This is a genomic window from Streptococcus pseudopneumoniae (assembly GCF_038148955.1).
GTDB classification, from domain to species: domain Bacteria; phylum Bacillota; class Bacilli; order Lactobacillales; family Streptococcaceae; genus Streptococcus; species Streptococcus pseudopneumoniae_T.
Genome location: NZ_JBBJZY010000017.1, coordinates 1 through 21,189 on the forward strand (window position 1 = coordinate 1; position 21,189 = coordinate 21,189).

Below are 21,189 nucleotides of genomic sequence, written 5' to 3' on the forward strand. Positions count from 1 at the left end.
ATTTTCACTTCGATCACAGCATCCCCCTTCGCAACTGAACCTGTTGCGACTGGAGCTACTGAAGCGTAGTCAGCTGTATTTGTAACGATAACCATTGTTGTATCATCAAGTCCAGCTGCAGCGATTTTGTTTGAGTCAAATGTTCCAAGAACATCGCCTGCTTTAACCTTATTACCTTGAGCAACTTTTGCTTCAAAACCTTCACCGTTCATAGACACAGTGTCAATACCAACGTGGATCAAAACTTCAGCACCATCAGTTGTTTTCAAACCAAAAGCGTGTCCTGTTGGAAAGGCAATTGAAACTTCAGCATCAGCTGGTGCATATACCACACCTTGACTTGGTTTCACAGCGATACCTTGTCCCATAGCTCCACTTGAGAAGACTGGATCATTAACATCAGCAAGAGCTACAACATCACCAACGATAGGAGTTACAAGTGTTTCATTTTGAAGAGCTGCTGGAATGTTGCCAGTTGTTTCTTCTTGGACCAAACGTTCTGTCTCTACTTCAGTAGCAACTTCTTTTTCATCCTCATAACCAAACATATAAGTAAGAGCGAAACCAAGAACGAATGATACAGCTACCATAAGAAGGTATTGGACAAGTTGTCCGTTACCAACATAAAGCATTGTACCAGGGATGATGGTGATACCATTACCAGTACCAGCAAGTCCAAGGATTGAAGCCAATCCACCACCGATTGCACCAGCAATCAAAGAAAGGAAGAATGGTTTACGGAAGCGCAAGTTCACCCCGAAGATAGCAGGCTCTGTAATACCTAGGAAAGCAGAAAGAGCAGCTGGGAAAGCAAGAGTTTTTAGTTTTGGATTTTTAGTTTTAACACCAACCGCAACAGTCGCAGCACCTTGGGCTGTCATAGCAGCTGTGATGATAGCGTTGAATGGGTTAGCATGGTCAGCAGCAAGCAATTGAACTTCAAGCAAGTTGAAGATGTGATGCACACCTGACACGACGATCAATTGGTGAACCCCACCGATCAAGAAACCACCAAGACCAAATGGCAAGCTGAGGATCGCTTTTGTCGCGATAAGGATGTAGTTTTCAACAACGTGAAAGACTGGTCCGATGACAAATAGTCCAAGGATAGACATAACCAAAAGTGTCACGAATGGTGTTACCAAAAGGTCAATGACATCTGGAACGACCTTGCGGACAGCTTTTTCAAATTTAGCTCCGACAACCCCGATGATGAAGGCTGGAAGAACGGAACCTTGCAAACCAACAACAGGGATGAAACCAAAGAAGTTCATAGCTGTTACTTCACCACCTTGAGCAACTGCCCAAGCGTTTGGAAGTGAGCCAGAAACAAGCATCATACCAAGAACGATACCAACGGCAGGATTTCCACCGAATACACGGAAGGTTGACCAAACAACCAAACCTGGCAAGATGATGAAGGCTGTATCTGTCAAGATTTGTGTGTAAGTTGCAAAGTCACCTGGAAGTGGCATTTCAAGAGCATTGAAAAGACCACGCACACCCATGAAGAGACCTGTCGCTACGATAACTGGGATGATTGGAACGAAAACGTCACCGAAAGTACGGATAGCACGTTGGAACCAGTTCCCTTGTTTAGCAGCTTCTGCTTTCATGTCAGCTTTAGATGATGTTGGCAAGCCAAGCGCAACAACTTCATCGTACATTTTGTTAACTGTACCTGTACCAAAGATGATTTGGTATTGACCTGAGTTAAAGAAAGCACCTTGAACTTTTTCCAAGTTCTCAATCACTTCTTTATTGATTTTTCCTTCATCTTTGACCATGACACGAAGACGAGTCGCACAGTGGGCAACACTGTTGACATTTTCACGTCCGCCCAAGGCATCGATGACTTTTTTTGCAATTTCCTGATTGTTCATTTGCAAAAATCTCCTTATATAAAAATTTGTAAACTGTTTGAAAGCGATTTTATTCGCCCTACGACTTTTATTTTATCATGTTTTAGAAATATGTCAAGCGTTTTGCAGAAAAAATATTCTATCCACTTAGTGGGCACGCTTTAGATTGATTGTTTTATTAGGAATTCCTTGAAAAAATAAGTTTAAAATCTTGGTTAAAAGGGTTTTGTTTCATATTTTCCTTAAAATTCGATTGATTTCCTGCATTTATTTTATGATAAACGTTTGACAGTTTTTTCTCTTTTTTAACATAAAAGTCTTGCTTTTTTTTCCGAAAACGGTTACTATTAAAAGTGATAAGATTTTTGGAGGAATGAATGAATGGAATGGACTACTGAGCGTCGTTACAGACTTTATCAAGATTGGACGCAAGAAGAAATTCAAAATATAAAAGAAAATATGGCACAATCTCCATGGCATACTCATTACCATGTTGAGCCAAAAACAGGACTTCTCAACGATCCAAATGGCTTTTCTTACTTTGATGGGAAGTGGATTGTTTTTTATCAGAACTTTCCTTTTGGTGCAGCCCACGGTTTGAAATCTTGGGTTCAATTGGAAAGCGAGGACTTGGTTCACTTCACAGAAACTGGAGTTAAAGTTTTGCCAGATACTCCATTAGATAGCCACGGTGCCTACTCTGGTTCTGCCATGCAGTTTGGCGATAACTTGTTCCTATTTTATACAGGAAATGTTCGTGATGAAAACTGGATCCGTCACCCTTACCAGATTGGAGCTTTGATGGATAAGAATGGCAAGATTACAAAGATTGATAAGATCTTGATCGACCAGCCAGCAGACTCTACTGACCACTTCCGTGATCCGCAAATTTTTAACTTCAAGGGCCAATACTATGCTATCGTCGGTGGACAGGACTTGGAGAACAAAGGCTTCGTCCGTCTCTACAAGGCTGTAGACAACGACTATACAAACTGGCAAGCCGTTGGCAACCTTGACTTTGCTAACGACCGTACTGCCTACATGATGGAATGTCCAAATCTGGTCTTTGTAGGGGAACAACCTGTCCTTCTCTACTGCCCACAAGGATTGGATAAGAACGTTCTAGACTACGATAATATCTTTCCAAATATGTATAAGATTGGGGCTTCCTTTGACCCTGAAAATGCCAAAATGGTAGATGTATCTCAACTTCAAAACATGGACTATGGTTTCGAAGCCTATGCTACCCAAGCCTTCAACGCTCCTGATGGGCGCGCTCTAGCTGTTAGCTGGCTTGGCTTGCCTGATGTTTCATATCCATCTGACCGTTTTGATCATCAAGGAACCTTCTCTTTGGTAAAAGAACTGACTATCAAAGACGGCAAACTCTACCAATACCCAGTCGCAGCTATCAAGGACCTTCGTGCTTCTGAAGAAGCCTTCTCAAACCGTACCCAAACCAAGAACACTTACGAACTCGAACTCAACTTGGAAGCTAATAGCCAGAGCGAGATTATCTTACTTGCTGATCAAGAAGGCAAGGGACTTTCAATCAACTTTGACCTTGTAAATGGTCAAGTGACAGTGGATCGTAGCCAGGCTGGTGAACAGTACGCTCAAGAATTTGGGACAACTCGTTCTTGCCCTATCGACAATCAAGCTACTACTGCTACGATTTTCATCGATAACTCTGTCTTTGAAATTTTCATCAATAAAGGAGAAAAAGTATTTTCTGGTCGTGTCTTCCCACATGCGGACCAAAATGGGATCCTCATCAAATCTGGAAACCCAACTGGAACTTACTATGAATTAGATTATGGTCGCAAAACTAACTGATGTCGCCAAACTTGCAGGCGTCAGTCCTACTACCGTTTCTCGGGTTATCAATAAAAAAGGGTATCTATCTGAAAAAACCATTCAAAAGGTAAATGAAGCCATGCGGGAATTGGGCTATAAACCCAACAACCTAGCTCGTAGCCTGCAAGGAAAATCGGCTAAGTTAATCGGTTTGATTTTCCCAAATATTTCCAATGTTTTCTATGCAGAATTGATTGATAAGTTGGAACACCAACTCTTCAAAAATGGTTACAAGACCATCATCTGCAACAGTGAGCACGATTCTGAAAAGGAACGTGAATACATCGAAATGTTGGAAGCCAATCAGGTAGACGGCATCATTTCTGGTAGTCACAACTTGGGAATCGAAGACTACAATCGCGTGACAGCGCCGATTATTTCCTTTGACCGCAACCTATCGCCAGACATTCCAGTCGTTTCCTCTGACAACTATGCTGGTGGGGTCCTAGCCGCCCAGACTTTGGTTAAGACAGGCGCCCAGTCTATCATCATGATTACAGGGAACGACAATTCTAACTCGCCAACTGGACTACGCCACGCTGGTTTTGCATCCGTACTCCCAAAAGCTCCTATTATCAATGTTTCCAGTGACTTTTCTCCTGTCAGAAAAGAAATGGAAATCAAGAATATCTTGACTCGACAAAAACCAGATGCCATCTTTGCTTCGGATGATTTGACTGCTATTCTAGTCATTAAAATCGCTCAAGAACTGGGCATTTCTGTCCCTGAAGAGCTCAAGGTCATCGGCTATGATGGGACCTACTTTATCAAGAATTACTACCCTCAACTCGCGACCATCAAGCAACCATTGGAAGAGATTGCCTGCCTCACTGTTGATCTTCTCTTGCAAAAGATTGAAGGCAAGGAAGTCGCCACAACTGGTTACTTCTTACCAGTTACACTATTACCAGGGAAAAGTATTTAATACTCTTCGAAAATCTCTTCAAACCACGTCAGCGTCGCCTTACCGTAGATATGGTTACTGACTTCGTCAGTTCTATCCACAACCTCAAAACAGTGTTTTGAGCTGGCTTCGTCAGTCTTATCTACAACCTCAAAGCCAGTGCTTTGAGCAACCTGCGGCTAGCTTTCTAGTTTGCTCTTTGATTTTCATTGAGTATAAGCACAAGAAAACTCAGACCAATTCGTCTGAGTTTTTTATGATCTTAAATTTTCTAAATAACGCTGGGCTGTCTCTAGGTTAAAGGTTTTATCTACGATGAGGCGCTCGACTAGGGGAGCTACCTCGGATTCACTGGCACCTGCTAGGAGAGCTAAGGATTTGGCCTGCAATTTCATGTGGCCTTGCTGAATTCCTGTGCTGACTAAAGCTTTCAGGGCTGCAAAATTTTGTGCAAGACCGATAGACACGATAATCTGGGCTAATTCTTTGGCAGAAGGATTTCCCAGTAGTTCATGACTGAGGGCTACGCGAGGGTTGAGGCCGATAGAGCCACCCTTGGTAGCCACAGGCATGGGCAGGGTCATCTCACCGACCAATTCTTCTCTTTCAAGGTCCAGCGTCCATTGACTAAGACCTTGATAGTGTCCATCTCGACTAGCAAAGGCATGGGCTCCAGCCTCAATGGCACGCCAGTCATTACCAGTAGCAATCAAAATAGCATCAATACCATTAAAAATCCCTTTATTATGAGTAGCGGCTCGATAAGGATCAGCCTGCGCAAACTGACTAGCCAAAGCTATTTTCTCCGCAATTTCTCGTCCTTGATCCTTTTGGCGGCTCATGTAGCGAAAGGCGATGCGGCAGTTTGCAGTCACCAGAGAATCGGTCGCGTAATTAGACAGAATTCCCATAAGACTCTGTCCCTGGCTGAGTTCTTCTAAGACTGGTTTCAAGGCTTCCAGCATGGTGTTGAGCATATTAGCACCCATGGCTTCCTGGGTATCGACATGGAGATAAACAACGAGAAAGTCCGTTTCTCCTTTGATCTGTTCTACATGTAAATCACGCGCCCCGCCCCCGCGTTTAACGATGGAAGGATAAGCTTGATTGGCAAGCTCCAAGAGCTCCGCTTTCTTGCCGTCAATCTTCTCTTGCGCTAAATCTGGATCAACAACTTGATAAAGGGCTACCTGCCCAATCATCTGACGCTCATGGACTTGTGCAGTAAAACCGCCTGCTCGCTTGATGATTTTACTGGCATAGCTGGTCGCAGCAACCACTGAGGGCTCTTCTGTCACATAGGGAACTGTGTATTCCTGACCGTTAACGAGAACCTCTGGGACCAGCGAATAAGGCAGAGAAAAAGTTCCCACTACATTCTCACTCAGCTGGTCTGCCACAGTCACACTCATCTGTTCATCCTGCTCCAAACTGGTTTGTTTTTCAGGACTAAGGAGCGCCTGAGCTTGTAACAGCTCGAGGCGCTCTTGGTATGATTTTTTAGAAAATCCATTCCAACTTATCTTCATTATTTTTCAACCTTGCTATAACGGCGTTGGTGGTCAACAATTTCAACCAAGGCAAAATCTTGATTTTCATAGCCAGCAAACTGGGCAGAATTTGTTTCATCTAAGTCTACTTCCTCAAAGAAGACTTTTTCATAGTCAGCAACAGACAGGGCAGTTCGTTGGTTGAGCTTGTTCAAACGGTCTTTATCCAGATAAGCTTCATATCCTTCAACCAATTCACCACTAAAGAACTCAGCCACAGCCCCACTTCCGTAACTATAAAGGGCAATTTTATCCCCAGCCTTCAAGCTATCTGTATTTTCCAAGAGAGACAGAAGCCCAAGGAAGAGGGATCCTGTGTAGATATTCCCCACCTTCTGACTGTAGAGAATAGACTGGTCAAAGTGCTTTTGCAAGAGGTCTTTTTTCTCTTGAGGCGAGTTCTTATCCATGATTTTTTTCAAGCCTTTTAGCGCCAATTTAGGGTAAGGCAAATGGAAGCAAACAGCCGCAAAATCATCCAAAGTAAGCTGGTAGCGTTTTTGGTATTCAAGCCAAGTCGTTTTCAAACTATCCAAATATTGTTGGGTAGAATAAACACCATTTACATAAGGAGTTGTTGAGTAATTTGGACGCCAGAAATCCATGATGTCACGGGTTTGAGCTACATTGTCATTATTAAAGGCCATAATTCGTGGATTTTGTGTAATCAACATAGCCACACTTCCGGCACCCTGAGTTGGTTCTCCCGGTGTTTCAATACCATATTTGGCAATATCACTGGCAATGACCAAGACTTTAGACTCTGGAGAATTTTCCACATGCAATTTGGCATAATGAAGGGCAGCTGTCGCTCCATAGCAGGCTTCTTTAATCTCGAAACTACGAGCAAAGGGCTGGATGCCCAGCAAGCCATGCACAAAGACGGCTGCAGCCTTACTCTGGTCAATTCCTGACTCGGTAGCCACAATGACCATATCGATTTCTTGTCTCTCTTGCTCAGTTAAAATAGAGTCACTAGCACTGGCCGCCAAGGTCACGATGTCCTCAGTTAGGGGCGCAATACTCAATTCCTTGAGCAAGAGTCCTTTGCTTAATTTTTCAGGGTCAATTCCCCTCGCTTCTGCTAAGTCTTGTAATTTCAAGACGTATTGACTGGTCGCAAAACCAATCTTATCAATACCGATTGTCATATTTACCTCTGTTTTATCATTCATGTAAAAAATCGTTCAGTACTATTTTATCACAAATGGCAGTAAAAGAGAGAAAAAAGACTTGATTCACCAAATCAAGCCTCTTGTTGGTCATAATTTTAAAGAATGATTAGTTGCTAGAGAGCTCACCAACATAAGTAGCTTTATAAGCCCCATTCTCAGTTATCAGCTCCTGGAGGATTAAATTTCCCGAGTAAGTCCTTCCCATCTCATCTACAAATTCTTGATAAAACTGACTAGTCGGAATTTCTCTGACATCCTTATCAAATGTCTTGTCAAGTGTTTTACTAACCTTCTCAGCAATCAACTGATGCTCTTGCAATCCACTTTGAAACTCTGAGCCTGAACTAGAAACCATGACTGGGATAAACAACAAGGTCAGTAGACTTACAGACAATAAGGAAAATAGTAATTTTTTCATGATTTTTCCTCCTTTCTATATATAGAATACTACATAGAGAAAGCGTTGTCAATGCATTTATCTCATTTTTCAGAAAATTCTTTTATTTCTGAAATTTCTATGATACTCGATGTGTTTTTATATAATGATACAGTCTAAGAATCACTGTTCCGCTAGCCATGCCAATAGAGATTACCAAAGCCAGCATGACAACTAAGGTTGCACTTGCCAGCGCTTTATTATAGTCTCCTGTCACAAAAAAGGCAGTTGTCCGGTAGGAGAGATAACCCGGAACCAGTGGTGCCAAGATGGCCAAGATAAAGACCACAGCAGGTGTCTTATAAAGAATACTTAAAATCTGGCTGACACAAGAACCAATAATAGCCGCAATAAAGGTAGCTACAATAACATTGGTCGGTTCCTTGAGCAAGAGATAGATTAGCCAAACAGCCATGCCCAAAATTCCTCCTGGTAAGAGCATGGACCGCTGAACATTGAGTACGATTAAAAAAGTGATGATAGCAAGAAGACTTGCCACTGCTTGTAATAAAAAGGTAGTTAGTGTCATATTAGTTCATCAATACCAAGGCGACAGAAGTTCCTGCCCCTAAAGCAAGGGTAATGAGCAGGGATTCAAACATCTTACTCATACCAGAGTTTATGTGGTTGGTCATAATATCCCGAACCGCATTTGTCAAGGCAATTCCTGGTACAAAAGGCATGACCGCACCAGCTATAATCAAATCTGCTGTCGAAGGAAAGCCTGTGTAGCGAGCCCAAAACTGGGCTATCATCCCAAAGACAAAGGCTCCAGCAAAGGCTGTTACAAAGGGAATTCGGATAAACTTCTCCACGTAAAGGGAAAAGGCAAAACCAAATAAGGTCGCCACTCCTGCCCCAAGTGCGTCGTAGATATTTCCACTAAACATAATTGAAAAGAAAGGAGCACTAAAGGTCGCAGCCAGAGTCACCTGCAACTTAGTATAGGGAAGGGGTTGAGCCTGCAAGGCAGTCAATTGCTTAAAGGCTGTTTCTAAATCAATCTGCCCCCCAACCAGCTGACGAGAAATCTGGTTCACATCGCAGACTTTTTCAATGTTATAAGAAGAGGAGGTCACACGCTTCATGCGCGAAATATTGGTATTTTCAATCGAGAAAAAGATAGCGGCAGGCATGGCAAGAACATTGCAATCCACAATCCCCTGCGAATGCGCAATCCGAATCATGGTATCTTCTACACGATGAATCTCTGAGCCACTTTTAAGGAGAATAGTCCCCGCTAGCATAATCACATCAATGACGGCATTTAATTCTTTTGATTCTTCCATGCTTGCCTCCTTTTATCAACTCCTTCTATTCTATCACAAATCAGGACTCAAAAAAAATCTTTGCCACGAAATCATGACAAAGATTGATTACTCATTTTGATTATTCATCTGCTTTTAAGGAGTAGCTGAACTTGTTTTAGGTTTGTAGATTGAAATCTTGACTCTAGTCTTATTGAGGTCTACCTTTTCACCTGCTCTAGGACTCTGTTCAACGACTGTACCTTCAGCAGTTCCAGCGGGAGCTGTCGACACTTCTACAACTTCAATATTGGCTTCTTTAATACCGACAATTTGAACGAGATTATTTTTAGTAAATTCCAAGCTGGAACCAATGTAACTCGGCATGGCAACACTTGTAACTTTTTTAGCTACTGTCAAGACGATTTGAGTAGGTTTACTCAAATCATAAGTGATACCTGCACCTGGACTTTGTTTCATAATCGTTCCTGGTTCGCTTTCGCTGGACTCTTCTTCCTCTATCTTAATCAAATTCTCAGGAACCTTCTTCTGCTTGAGTTCTGAGATTACTTCTGTAGAGTTCCGTCCAATATAGTTCCCTAATTGAATCGTCGTAGCTTTTTTAGCTACTGTCAAGACGATTTGAGTTGCCTTGCTCAAGTCATAGGTCGTACCTTCTGGTAGACTTTGCTTCATGACCGTTCCAGCCTCACTCTCATTCGACTCTTCTTCCTCAATTTTAATCAAATTATCTGGAACTTTTTTCTCTTTTAATTCCGCAATGACATCAGATGATTTCCGACCGACATAATTACTAATTTGGAAAGATTGCTTGCCTGATGAGACAACCAAATTGATTTTCGTTCCTTCTTTTCGACCAGTTCCAGCACCAGGATCTGTACGGATAATCCGCCCTTCTTCCACCTTTTCACTAGCCTCTGACTTCTCCTCGCCAATCTCAAAATTGGCTTTCTTGAGGGTTTCCTTGGCTTCCGCAACTGTCTGACCTGCCACCTCTGGAATGGAAATGGTTGCAGGAGTTCTGGATAGTATCCAAATAAGAGAAGCTGCCACCAATACAATGCTGGCCAAAAAAATCAGGTAACGCATCTTAAATCTACGTTTTTTCGGTGCCTGTGGTTGGTAAGTTTCCTCTGTCACAGCCTGGCTTGGTTTTTTGATTGGTTTGTGTTCTGTCTGCGCTTGAACCTTAGGAATCGAAGTCAAGGTGCTCTGGGATACTTTTGGTAGAGTCTTGGTGTCCGCCTTAGTCGCATCGTCAAAGATCAGCTTTGGTTCATTACGACGATTATAAGACAAGCTACTAGACAAGTCCACATACATCTCTGCAACTGACTGATAACGATCTGTCAATTTCTTGGCAGTTGCCTTGATGACAACATTCTCCAAAGCCTGAGGCACAGATGGATTTTCATCAATAACTGACGGCAGTGGTTTTTGGAAATGCTGAAGGGCAATGGTCACCGCGCTATCCCCGTCATAAGGGATATGGCCAGTCAACATCTCATAGAAAATAATCCCCATGGCATAGATATCACTCTGTACCGTCGCCTTCGAACCACGCGCCTGCTCTGGTGACAAGTAATGAACTGAGCCCAGCATAGAGTTAGTCTGGGTCAGACTCGTCTCTGCAAAGGCAACCGCAATCCCAAAGTCTGTGACCTTGGCAGTCCCATCTGGTGTCAAGAGGATATTTTGAGGTTTCAAGTCTCTGTGAACAATTCCTCTGGTATGGGCCAAACGCATAGCCAATAGGATTTGTCCCATGATACGGACGGCTTCTTCATTAGAAAGAGGATAGTGTTCCTTGATATAGCGTTTAAGGTCCAGTCCAGCAACATACTCCATTGCAAGATACTGTTGACCGTCTTCCTCACCAATATCTGTTATCCGAACGATATGAGGATGGTCTAGATCTGCCATAGCTCTCGCTTCACGCTGAAAACGAGCTACAGCTATCGGGTCCGTCTGGTAGTTGGTCCTCAAGACCTTCACTGCCACTTCTTCTCCGTCTAGAATTAAATCCTTGGCCAAATAGACATCTGCCATGCCTCCTCGGCCAATCTGTTTCACAATCCGATAGCGTCCGGCAAAAATCTTGCCGATTTGGATCATTCTGCATCCTCCTCGTTCATAGAAACAAGGGCAACCGTAATGTTGTCTAAACCTCCTGCATTGTTAGCAAAACGCACAAGCGTCGCTGTTTTATCTGCCAAAGGAATATCACTGGTTACAATATCACAAATCTCACTGCCTGAAATCATGTTAGTCAAACCATCACTATTGAGCAAGAGATAGTCACCTGGCTCAAGGGTGATCATTCCAAAATCAGGTTGAACTTCATCTTTTTGACCGATAGACTGGGTGATAATATTTTTTTGCGGATGAGCTTCTGCCTCTTCTGGTGTCAATTGACCAGCCTTGAGCAATTCATTGACCAAGGAATGGTCGCTCGTCAACTGGTGGTATTCTTCTCCACGAATCAAGCCGATACGCGAATCACCAATATGAGCATAGATAGCCTGATTATCAATAATAGCAAGGACTTCCAAAGTAGTTCCCATGCCTCTGTATGCTTCATCCTGACCAAGCTGGTGAATCTTTTGATTTTCAATTTCTAGGTAATGGGCGAACCATTCACGCACTTCATTGACTGTATCGATTTGGGTATCGACCCAAGCTATACCTAGGTCTGTTACCGCCATTTCACTAGCGATATTCCCTGCGCGATGACCTCCCATCCCATCAGCTAAAATAATCATAGTACGTCCAGCTCTATTGACATAGTGGTTGACATAGTCTTGGTTATTTGTCCGTTTCTGACCAACATCTGTTAATAATGAAATTTCCATGTGTCAGTTCCTTCCTAATCCGATATCTTACGAAATTGACTGATGAAGAATCCATCACTTCCATACAATTCAGGTGTAATGAGGATACAGCCGTCTTTCATGATATCCTTACATTCATGTTCTAGTCTTACCTGCTCGAACTCAGGATGACTTTCTAAAAACGCCTCAACGACTTGAAAATTCTCCTCTGAGACAATAGTACAGGTACTATAAGTTATTATACCACCTTTGCCTAGTGTTTGACAAACACTACCTAATATTTCTAGCTGAATTTCCTGTAAGGACGCGAAATCTGCCGTTTCTTTATTGTATTTGATGTCTGGTTTCCGGCGCAAAAGACCTATTCCTGAACAGGGAGCATCTACCAAAATCTTATCAAATGAATTCTGCCCAAAAAACTCATGCACCTTTCTGGCATCCAATTTTTGAGTTTGAACCCGATCTGCGACTCCCAGACGTTGGGCATTTTCTTGAATCAAGTCCAACTTGTGATCGTAAAGATCCAAAGCCGTAACCTGACCTGTCGTGAGATAAGAGGCTATATGGGCTGTTTTCCCACCTGGAGCCGCACAGGCATCTAGAACCTGCTCATTACCTTGTAAATCAAGCGTCGGAGCAACCAGCTGACTAGACTCGTCTTGTATAGTAATAGCCCCCTCTGAAAATAGGTCATGTCCCGCAAAGTGGCCTTGCTCCTTAACCAGACCAGAAACAGACAAAGGTGAATCACTAGCCTCCAACAAGTCTTGGATTTCCTCTTTTCGGCTTAAGTCAGTCACTCGGATGCTAGCCTTGTTTCGCACCAAGAGACTTTCAAAAATAGCTTGTGCTCGCTCTTCTCCGTATTCTTCCTTGAGCTTGGCAACTAGCCAAACTGGGAGAGAATAGGCAATGGAATCACGCTTGTTTTTTCGTTTGATGCTAGCAATATCTGGCCAGCCTTCACGCAAGATACGGCGAAGGACAGCGTTGACCAATTTTTCACTGCCCTTTTTTCGGACTTTGGCTAGCTCTACTGCTTCATTGACCACAGCATGGTCTGGAATCTTATCCAGATAGCGGAGCTGGTAGGCACTCATGAGGAGAAGGACGTAGAGCCAACTGTCTAACTGGTCTCTGTCCTCAATAAAGTGGGATAGGTACCATTCCAGAGTCAGTTTACGGGCTACCGTTCCATAGACCAGCTCGGTTACCAAGCCCTTGTCTGCTACCGAAAGTTGACTTCCCTTGAGATGCTTATTTAAGGCGATATTTGAGTATGCTTGATTGATAAAAACATCCTCTAATACTGCTAGAGCTAAACTTCTAGCCGTTTCTACTTTAGTCACCAAATCGTTCTCCTACAGTCAATGTCCGTCCAACTCCGTTGAGGAAGGAAGCAATGTCCATCTTAGGTTTACCAGCTGGCTGCACTTGTTTGAGGGATAGAGCACCTTCTGCCGTTGCGACAATCAATTCTTTCTTGCCGATAGAGAGGATCTCACCTGGATTTCCCTGACCATCTACTGGTAGGGCTTCATAAATCTTAAAGCGGTCGCCCTTAAGGAAAGTATGGGCAACAGGCCAGGGGTTCATCCCACGGATCTGGTTAAAAAGTTGACGATTGCTTTTATTCCAGTCCAATTTTTCTTCCTCTGGCTTGATGTTTGGCGAGAAAGTAACCTGACTTGGATCCTGCGGTTCAGGTCTGATGTCACCAGCAATGTAGGCAGGCAAAGTGTCCAAAAGCAAATCGCAACCAACTAGCGCCAATTTCTCAAACAAGGTGCCAACATTGTCCTCATCTGTGATCGGAATACTACGACGAGAAATCATATCCCCTGCATCCATTTCCTTAACCATTTCCATAATGGTCACACCAGCTTCCTCATCCCCTTGAATCAAGGCATAATGGATAGGTGCACCACCACGGTGTTTAGGAAGAAGAGAGGCATGAACGTTGACCGCAAAGTCCATGCTATCAAGGAGTTTACTTGGGAGAAACTGCCCAAATGCAGCGGTCACAATTCCATCTGCTCCTAGCTTCATAATAGCTTCCATCTCAGGACTTCCAGATAATTTTTCAGGTTGGTAGATTGGAAGGCCCGCTTCCTTGGCAGCCTGCTTGACTGGGGTTTCTTGGATCACTTTTTTACGACCAACAGCACGGTCTGGCTGGGTCACAACGGCTAGAATTTCGTAACGGTCATCTGTCAAAAGTCCTTTTAAGACTGTTGCTGAAAAGTCGGGTGTCCCCATAAAGATTAGTTTTGTCATATCTTCTCCTTCTTATAAAAATTGCTGTGGCTCATGGTCAATGCTGAGACGGAGCTCACTATTTTCCCGTTCTTGAGTCAGAGCCAAGACCTGATTGAGGGTCGGCCCCATCTCATCTTCTAAACGGTATTTAATTAAAATCTGGTAATGATAAAGGTTGTGGGTACGAGCAATGGGTTTGGGCGTTGGACCAAGAATGTGACTAGTTTCAGACAAACCTGACCGCAAAATGTTCATGACTTCATAGGCACGTTTGACTACCTCTTCTTCTTTCTTGTGAGAAAGGGTAATGCCAATGGTGAAATAGTAAGGTGGATAGCCTAGTTGTCGTCTGATACCCATTTCATAGGCATAAAAGCCTTCGTAGTCCTGATCCTTGGCAAATCGGATAGCGTAGTGCTGAGGATTGTAAGACTGAATCAAGACCTGACCAGCTTTTTCAGCACGTCCTGCCCGACCTGCCACCTGAGTCAAAAGTTGGAAGGTTCTCTCAGAAGAACGGAAATCAGGCAGATTCAAGGCAGTATCCGCATTGAGAACTCCGACTAGGGTCACATTTGGAAAATCCAAACCCTTGGCAATCATCTGAGTTCCCAGCAAGATATCCGCTTCTCCTCGCCCAAACTGGTCAAGCAGAGCTTGATGACTACCTTTCTTACGAGTCGTATCCACATCCATGCGCAAAATACGGGCCTGCGGAAAGAGTTCTGCTAGCTCGTCATAAGCCTTCTGAGTTCCCGTCCCGTAGTAACGAATGCTACGGCTCTTACAGTTAGGACAGGCTTGAGGAATGTCTTTCGAAAAAGCACAATAATGGCAGTTCATGGTCTTGGTATCCATGTGCAAGGTGAGAGAAATATCACAGTTGGGACAAGTATCCACCGTCCCACACTCCCGACACATAACAAAGCTAGAATAACCACGACGATTGAGCATGAGAACCACCTGCTCTTTTTTAGCCAGACGGTCTTGGATGGCTTCTAGCAAGGGAGGTGTAAAGTTTGACGTCTCATTTTGTCCGATATAGTCTCGAAAGTCAATCACTTGAACCTCAGGGATTGTAGCCAAAGGATTGGCCCGTTGGGTCAGACGTAAGTGTTGATAGACGCCTTTGCCAGCTCGCGCACGGCTTTCCAGACTTGGTGTTGCAGACCCAAGGACCAAGGCAGCTTGATTGTACTGGGCACGTAAAAGAGCCACATCTCTAGCATGGTAGCGGGGATTACTGTCTTGCTTATAAGTCGCTTCGTGCTCCTCATCGATAATCATAACACCTAGATTTTTCAGCGGAGCAAAGATGGCCGATCTGGCACCCACAACAACTTGAGCATTGCCACGTTCCACTTTGCGCCATTCATCATACTTTTCACCATTGGACAAGCCTGAGTGAAGAATGGCCACTTTCTTACCAAAGCGAGCAATAAAACGCTCCGTCATTTGCGGAGTCAGGGAAATCTCAGGCACCAGTAAAATAGCTGTCCTCCCCTTATCCAAGGCCCCTTGTATAATCTGCAAGTAAACCTCGGTCTTCCCACTTCCTGTAATCCCTTGAAGGAGGAAGGGAGGCTGATGACTGCCAATCGCACTGACAACCGCATCACGCGCCTGTCTTTGTTCTGGATTCAACTCCAAAGGTCGACTTGCCTCAATGCCTTCAAAATAAGCAGCCGAGCGTTGCACTTCCTTTTGAACTATGGTCACAGTACCTTGTTCCACAAAGAAGTTGACTTGCTCTCGCGAATAGAACTCTAACAAACTAGCCAAAGAAGCACTCTCAGGATGAGACAGCAGATAGTCTCTCAGTTCTAACTTTTTCTTGGCACGTGCAGAAATCTCTACATTTTCTAATTGAGCAAGATCTACCTCATACCAAGACTGGGTCTTGACCTTCTTTTGATCAATCGCCTGATATTCTAGACCAAGCAGACCTTTTCTAGTCAAACGCATCATTTCAGCTTGCTTACTTAAATCTAGAGAAGAAAAAGCAAGCGAATCCTCTGAACCAAACAAACGCACTCGGTCCTCCTGACTCAGACCTGCCAGAGGATAGAGAATCTTGTCATAGCTGGAGTTCAGAAATCCTGGTAACATAGCCTTGAGGATAGAGATTTTGTAGGAGAAGACAGATTTGCGTAACTCCTCAGCCAGCCAGAGTTGTTCTTGCGTGAGAACAGGAGAAAAATCCAGCACCTCCGCAATATCTTTTAAATCTTGATTAACCTCTTCTTCATCTGGTTGGGACTCCAAACCAAGAACAATCCCTTGAATCAGGCGATTGCCCTTACCAAAAGGCACATGAACCCGCATCCCAACTTCTAGCATTCCCTCAAATTCCTCCGGAATCCTATAACTATAGGGTTGGTCCGTCTGCATCAAAGGCACATCCACAATAATCTTAGCTATAGCCATCTTCTCACCTCCTCCTTGTCAGTACATTCTTGTAATAGAAAAAATAAGATTGAGTCCCCCCAACCTTAAATTTTTTCACCATCTTCTTTTTCTTTAGCGATTTGCTCTTTGATTTTCTTTTCTTCTTCTTCTTTGCGGCGTTTTTCTTCTTCGATACGGCGACGCACTGCTTCACGTTTTCCTTCTGGGTCTGGGTGAATTGTAACGTTTCCTGATTCGATTTCTTCTAAAGCGCGAAGAGTTGATTTTTCAGACTTGAAACCTTGAGTTGCTGGCGCACCTGCTTCCAATTCGTGGGCACGTTTTGCTTCCAAGATTACGAGTGAATATTTTGAAGGAACCTTGTCAAGCAAGGTATCAATAGAGGGTTTTAACATCATTTGCTTGTACCTATTTTCTAAATTTTATCGAGTAGTTGGAGATTTTGGTAACATCTCCTGATAGTGACCAATGACACGATCCACACGGAAGTGTTCTGCTTCGATCACACGTTTGACACGTTCAGCAGCTAGAGGCACCTGATCGTTGACAATCGCATAATCATACTCACGCATGAGAGCAATTTCTTCCTTGGCCTTTTCGATTCGTTGGGCAATCACTTCTGCACTGTCTGTTCCACGTCCTACCAAACGATCTTGCAATTCATCCAAATCTGGTGGTGTCAAGAAGATAAAGACAGCATCTGGAACCTTTTTCTTGACCTGAAGAGCGCCCTGAACTTCAATTTCAAGGAAAACATCGATTCCCTTGTCTAAGGTTTCATTGACGTAGGTCAGAGGAGTTCCATAGTAGTTGCCGACATATTCCGCGTATTCCAACATCTGTCCTTGACGAATCAGCTCTTCAAACTCTTCACGAGTACGGAAGAAATAGTCAACACCGTCCACTTCTCCAGGACGTTGTGCGCGCGTCGTCATCGATACAGAGTATTGAAATTGGTTTTCAGAACTCTCAAAAATCTCTCTTCTAACCGTTCCTTTCCCAACCCCTGAAGGACCAGAAAAAACGATTAGTAAGCCTCGGTCTGCCATTGTGTCTCCTTTTAGTCAGTCTGTGAAATAACATTTCTCTAGAATAATGGCAAAAAGCCAGATTATCCTTTACAGTCTTTCTATCTAGTGTAACAAAAAAGCAGTAATTTTTCAACTGCTCTTTCTTATTTATTTAGCATAATCTATGATTTATACAAGGTAGCCCCCTTAAAAAAGACTTGCCTTTTTATTCCATTTAAGAGATAATGAAACTACTAATATAAAAGAAGAGTTTTATGCCAATTTATAAAGGAAAAAACGTTGATGAAGCTATTGAAAATGGCTTGTATGAACTCAATCTTAAAAAAAATGAGGTTAAAATCAATATTATTGAAGAAGGAAATGCTGGAGTATTTGGTTTTTTTGAAAAAGAAGCTGAGGTTGAAATTACACCATTAAGCCCACTGGAATTGAAGGTAAAAAAACTAATTCCATATTTAATTGGTGTTGCTGTAATATTTATTATTCTTTTGTTGGTGCTATTTGGAGGAAACTCAGATAAGTCAACTTCTGTTCCTACTTCTACATCTACAGAAACTAGTTCCATTGTGGAAAAATCCGTCGAAAAAACAAATGAGGCATCATCTACATCACAAAGTTCTACATCTATTTCCTCTAGTTCAACTAGTACCTCATCAAGTTCTACCGAATACTCATCAACAAGTCCAGCTCAATCAGCTGTAATCATGACTGAAAATAATGAGGAATTTAAAGCACTATTGCAGACTGATAACTCAAGCACCATAACAAATTTCATTCAAAAATATAAAGGTCAAATCATCGAATTTGATGGACACATAGCAGATATTGCACACTATAAAAATTACAAAACAAAATTCGATATGCTTATTTATGGCGGAAATTACTTAGGAGCAGAACAAGCACCTTCGGGACCAAACTTTAAATTTGTAAATATAACAACAGTTTCTAACGCCGCTTTCAACTCTTTTAATGGCGAAAATATTTCTAAAGGCCAAAATGTACATATAAAAGCACAAATTGGAAACTATAACTCCACTCAAGATTTAGTCTACCTATCTCCAATTGAAGTTTCACCTCGATAATATAACGAATTATTTTCAAATAATTTATTCAAAAAAACTGAAGTCAGATTGCACTGACCTCAGTTTTTTATTATTTAGCATAATCTACTGCACGCAGTTCGCGAATCACGGTTACCTTGATATTTCCAGGGTAATCGAGATTGTTTTCAATTTTCTCACGAACTTTGTGAGCCAAGATTGTGACTTTGTCGTCCTTGATTTGTCCTGGATTGACCATGATGCGGATTTCACGTCCTGCTTGAAGGGCAAAGCTAGTTTGCACTCCTTCAAAACCGTTAGCAATTTCTTCCAAATCATGAAGACGCTTGATGTAGCTTTCAAGAGACTCACTACGAGCACCTGGACGGGCTGCACTCAAGGCATCTGCCGCAGCGACGATCACTGCAATGACGCTTTCTGCTTCGACATCACCGTGGTGGCTAGCAATCGTATTAACCACAACCGGATGTTCCTTGTACTTACGGGCCAATTCCATACCGATTTCAACGTGGCTACCTTCAACCTCGCGGTCAATAGCTTTCCCGATATCGTGAAGGAATCCAGCACGACGGGCAAGAGCCGCATTTTCACCAAGTTCGCTGGCCATGATACCAGCCAACTTAGCAACTTCGATAGAATGACGCAAGACATTTTGTCCATATGAAGTACGGAACTGCAAACGTCCCATGATTTTCATCAAGTCTGGATGAAGGTTTGGTGCACCAATTTCATAGGCAGCAGCCTCACCGTATTCACGGATCTTATTGTCAATCTCTTGACGGTTTTTCTCAACCAACTCTTCGATACGAGCTGGGTGGATACGACCATCTTTGAGCAACATTTCCATAGTCATACGTGCAATCTCACGACGAATCGGGTCAAATCCTGACAAGGTCACCACTTCTGGGGTATCGTCGATAATCACATCAACCCCTGTCAAACTTTCAAAGGTACGAATGTTACGACCTTCACGACCAATAATGCGTCCCTTCATAGTATCGTCTGGCAGATGAACTGTTGAGTTTGTTGACTCTGCTACATATTCACCAGCAATACGTTGCATAGCTTGAACCAAGATGTCCTTGGCCATTTTGTCAGAACGTTCCTTGACCTCTTGCTCAGCTTCACGAATACGGCTGGCAATCTCCTTGGTCAAGTTTTCCTCTGTCTGAGCCAAGATAATATCTCGTGCTTCTGCCTGAGACAGAGCACCAATACGCTCTAGTTCTGCTTCTTTTTGTCTTTCGACTTCCTCTAATTGCTCTTCACGCGCATCAAGGTTTTTCGCTCTATCAGAAATACTTTGTTCTTTTTGTTCAAGTGTTTGTTCTTTACTCGTCAAATTGTCGTCCTTACGGTCGAGACTTGTAGCTCTCTCTGTCAAACGACTTTCGATTTGTTTGAGTTCTTGACGTTCTGATTTGAATTCAGCGTCCACTTCTTCACGGTATTTTCTGGCTTCTTCTTTGGCCTCCAATAGTGCTTCTTTTTTAAGAGACTTGCTTTCACGTTTGGCTTCATTAACCAGTAAATCCGCTTCACGCTCAGCTTGTCCACGTAAATTAGTTGCTTCTTGTTCAGCATTTAAAAGCATCAACTCTGCAGCTTCCTGAGATGATTTCATCTTGGCTGAGATGCTGACATATCCAATGACTAAACCAATGATGACGGCAAAAACAGCAATCGCAAGCGACATGATTTCCATGTTTTTACCTCATTTTATTGTTATTCCGAATGACATACATTCTTTTACATTCTACCATAAAAAAAGAATTTAAACAAACCTAAAATAGAATATGTTTTGGGGAAATTGGAGTTTATTTTACTAAAATATATCTGTGCAATCCTTATTTCTTAGAAATCCTAGTTTAGTAAAGATTTGAGAAAAAGCCTACTTTGCAGTAGACTTAGTAATGATCTTTGAAGGACAAGAAAGCCACGCTATCTCCATCCATCATATAGATCAAGCGATTTTCTGCATCAATACGCCGTGACCAGGCTCCTTGGTAGTCATACTTGAGTGGTTCTGGTTTACCAATTCCTGTAAATGGAGCGCGTTGAATATCCTTGATTATCTTGTTGATTCTTTTTAACGTTTTCTTGTCCTGATTTTGCCAGTAGCAATAATCTGCCCAGGCATCTTCTGTAAACTTGAGCAGCATTCCTCACTCCTCAATAACATGGACCTGAGTACTTCCAGCACGAACTTGAGTCATTCCTAGCAAGATCTTGTCAGATAGTTCCTTATTTTGAGCGATTCTCAGAGTTTCTTGAATACTATCCCACTCGCTCTTTGAAAGGACTACAATGTCCTCGTCTGGATTTTTATTGACCACCGTCAAAGGCTCAAATTCATCGTTTACTTTCTTCATGTAGTCCTTTAAATGATTTCGGAATGTTGAGTAAAGAACTGCTTCCATAACCATACCTCGTTTTACCTCTTTTCCACTATTATACACGAAAAGAAAGAAATTGTCAGGAACTTGTACAAGATTTTCTTTTCTATCTATTTATTCGTAAAAAATCTCAAAAAGCCTACCTTTCAG

The 21,189-nt window shown here is 42.7% G+C and carries 19 protein-coding genes; 3 read left to right on the forward strand and 16 right to left on the reverse strand.

Features of this window, described 5'->3' with window-relative positions:
• A partial coding sequence (locus WKI23_RS06915) for a sucrose-specific PTS transporter subunit IIBC (protein ID WP_368079398.1) occupies nucleotides 1-1,883 on the reverse strand: 1,883 nt, incomplete at its 3' end.
• Nucleotides 1,884-2,243: 360 nt separating this feature from the next.
• Between WKI23_RS06915 and WKI23_RS06920 the strand changes: the two genes are divergently transcribed.
• Nucleotides 2,244-3,698 carry a glycoside hydrolase family 32 protein gene (locus WKI23_RS06920; protein ID WP_368079399.1) on the forward strand — a complete coding sequence of 485 codons (1,455 nt, stop codon included), beginning with the start codon at nucleotides 2,244-2,246 and terminating at the stop codon, nucleotides 3,696-3,698.
• Nucleotides 3,679-4,644 carry a LacI family DNA-binding transcriptional regulator gene (locus WKI23_RS06925; protein WP_368079400.1) on the forward strand — a complete coding sequence of 322 codons (966 nt, stop codon included), beginning with the start codon at nucleotides 3,679-3,681 and terminating at the stop codon, nucleotides 4,642-4,644. Before WKI23_RS06920 ends, WKI23_RS06925 begins: the two co-directional genes overlap by 20 nt.
• Before the next feature lie 233 nt (nucleotides 4,645-4,877).
• Here the strand turns inward: WKI23_RS06925 and WKI23_RS06930 are convergent, their stop codons facing one another.
• The 12 genes from WKI23_RS06930 to gmk all read right to left on the reverse strand — a co-directional run bounded on the left by WKI23_RS06930 (nucleotide 4,878) and on the right by gmk (nucleotide 17,600).
• Nucleotides 4,878-6,152, reverse strand: a complete 1,275-nt coding sequence (locus WKI23_RS06930; protein WP_368079401.1) for a hydroxymethylglutaryl-CoA reductase, degradative — start codon at nucleotides 6,150-6,152, stop codon at nucleotides 4,878-4,880.
• Entirely contained in the window at nucleotides 6,152-7,324 is a 1,173-nt protein-coding gene (locus tag WKI23_RS06935; protein WP_368079402.1) for a hydroxymethylglutaryl-CoA synthase, read from the reverse strand. Before WKI23_RS06935 ends, WKI23_RS06930 begins: the two co-directional genes overlap by 1 nt.
• A gap of 130 nt (nucleotides 7,325-7,454) precedes the next feature.
• The gene (locus WKI23_RS06940) at nucleotides 7,455-7,703 is read right to left on the reverse strand and encodes a hypothetical protein (protein WP_368079429.1); all 249 of its coding nucleotides are present in this window, start codon (nucleotides 7,701-7,703) and stop codon (nucleotides 7,455-7,457) included.
• Between the two features lie 160 nt (nucleotides 7,704-7,863).
• On the reverse strand, nucleotides 7,864-8,313 hold the full coding sequence (locus WKI23_RS06945) for a threonine/serine exporter family protein (protein ID WP_057487161.1): 450 nt from the start codon (nucleotides 8,311-8,313) through the stop codon (nucleotides 7,864-7,866).
• A 1-nt stretch (nucleotide 8,314) separates the two neighbouring features.
• Entirely contained in the window at nucleotides 8,315-9,073 is a 759-nt protein-coding gene (locus WKI23_RS06950; protein ID WP_016398867.1) for a threonine/serine exporter family protein, read from the reverse strand.
• Between the two features lie 114 nt (nucleotides 9,074-9,187).
• Nucleotides 9,188-11,167 carry a serine/threonine-protein kinase StkP gene (gene stkP, locus WKI23_RS06955; RefSeq protein WP_368079403.1) on the reverse strand — a complete coding sequence of 660 codons (1,980 nt, stop codon included), beginning with the start codon at nucleotides 11,165-11,167 and terminating at the stop codon, nucleotides 9,188-9,190.
• Complete coding sequence (locus WKI23_RS06960; protein ID WP_368079404.1) at nucleotides 11,164-11,904, reverse strand: Stp1/IreP family PP2C-type Ser/Thr phosphatase; 741 nt, start codon at nucleotides 11,902-11,904, stop codon at nucleotides 11,164-11,166. Before WKI23_RS06960 ends, stkP begins: the two co-directional genes overlap by 4 nt.
• A gap of 14 nt (nucleotides 11,905-11,918) precedes the next feature.
• Complete coding sequence (rsmB, locus tag WKI23_RS06965; protein ID WP_368079405.1) at nucleotides 11,919-13,232, reverse strand: 16S rRNA (cytosine(967)-C(5))-methyltransferase RsmB; 1,314 nt, start codon at nucleotides 13,230-13,232, stop codon at nucleotides 11,919-11,921.
• Nucleotides 13,225-14,160 carry a methionyl-tRNA formyltransferase gene (fmt, locus tag WKI23_RS06970; RefSeq protein ID WP_368079406.1) on the reverse strand — a complete coding sequence of 312 codons (936 nt, stop codon included), beginning with the start codon at nucleotides 14,158-14,160 and terminating at the stop codon, nucleotides 13,225-13,227. The genes rsmB and fmt overlap by 8 nt, the downstream gene beginning before the upstream one ends.
• A 12-nt stretch (nucleotides 14,161-14,172) precedes the next feature.
• The gene (locus WKI23_RS06975) at nucleotides 14,173-16,569 is read right to left on the reverse strand and encodes a primosomal protein N' (protein ID WP_368079407.1); all 2,397 of its coding nucleotides are present in this window, start codon (nucleotides 16,567-16,569) and stop codon (nucleotides 14,173-14,175) included.
• A 65-nt stretch (nucleotides 16,570-16,634) separates the two neighbouring features.
• Entirely contained in the window at nucleotides 16,635-16,949 is a 315-nt protein-coding gene (rpoZ, locus tag WKI23_RS06980) for a DNA-directed RNA polymerase subunit omega (protein ID WP_000979235.1), read from the reverse strand.
• A gap of 24 nt (nucleotides 16,950-16,973) precedes the next feature.
• Nucleotides 16,974-17,600: a guanylate kinase gene (gene gmk / locus WKI23_RS06985; protein ID WP_000775041.1), complete on the reverse strand. Its 627-nt coding sequence runs from the start codon at nucleotides 17,598-17,600 to the stop codon at nucleotides 16,974-16,976.
• 236 nt (nucleotides 17,601-17,836) lie between these two features.
• Between gmk and WKI23_RS06990 the strand changes: the two genes are divergently transcribed.
• The gene (locus WKI23_RS06990; RefSeq protein WP_368079408.1) at nucleotides 17,837-18,664 is read left to right on the forward strand and encodes a DUF4839 domain-containing protein; all 828 of its coding nucleotides are present in this window, start codon (nucleotides 17,837-17,839) and stop codon (nucleotides 18,662-18,664) included.
• A 70-nt stretch (nucleotides 18,665-18,734) separates the two neighbouring features.
• On the opposite strand, the gene WKI23_RS06995 is transcribed toward WKI23_RS06990, so the two are convergent.
• From WKI23_RS06995 to WKI23_RS07005, 3 genes are all read right to left on the reverse strand, one after another.
• The gene (locus WKI23_RS06995; RefSeq protein ID WP_000404936.1) at nucleotides 18,735-20,348 is read right to left on the reverse strand and encodes a ribonuclease Y; all 1,614 of its coding nucleotides are present in this window, start codon (nucleotides 20,346-20,348) and stop codon (nucleotides 18,735-18,737) included.
• Nucleotides 20,349-20,550: 202 nt separating this feature from the next.
• Nucleotides 20,551-20,805, reverse strand: coding sequence for a Txe/YoeB family addiction module toxin (locus WKI23_RS07000; RefSeq protein ID WP_368079409.1), 255 nt, complete (start codon nucleotides 20,803-20,805; stop codon nucleotides 20,551-20,553).
• A 3-nt stretch (nucleotides 20,806-20,808) separates the two neighbouring features.
• On the reverse strand, nucleotides 20,809-21,063 hold the full coding sequence (locus WKI23_RS07005) for a type II toxin-antitoxin system Phd/YefM family antitoxin (protein ID WP_368079410.1): 255 nt from the start codon (nucleotides 21,061-21,063) through the stop codon (nucleotides 20,809-20,811).
• Nucleotides 21,064-21,189 lie beyond the last annotated feature (126 nt).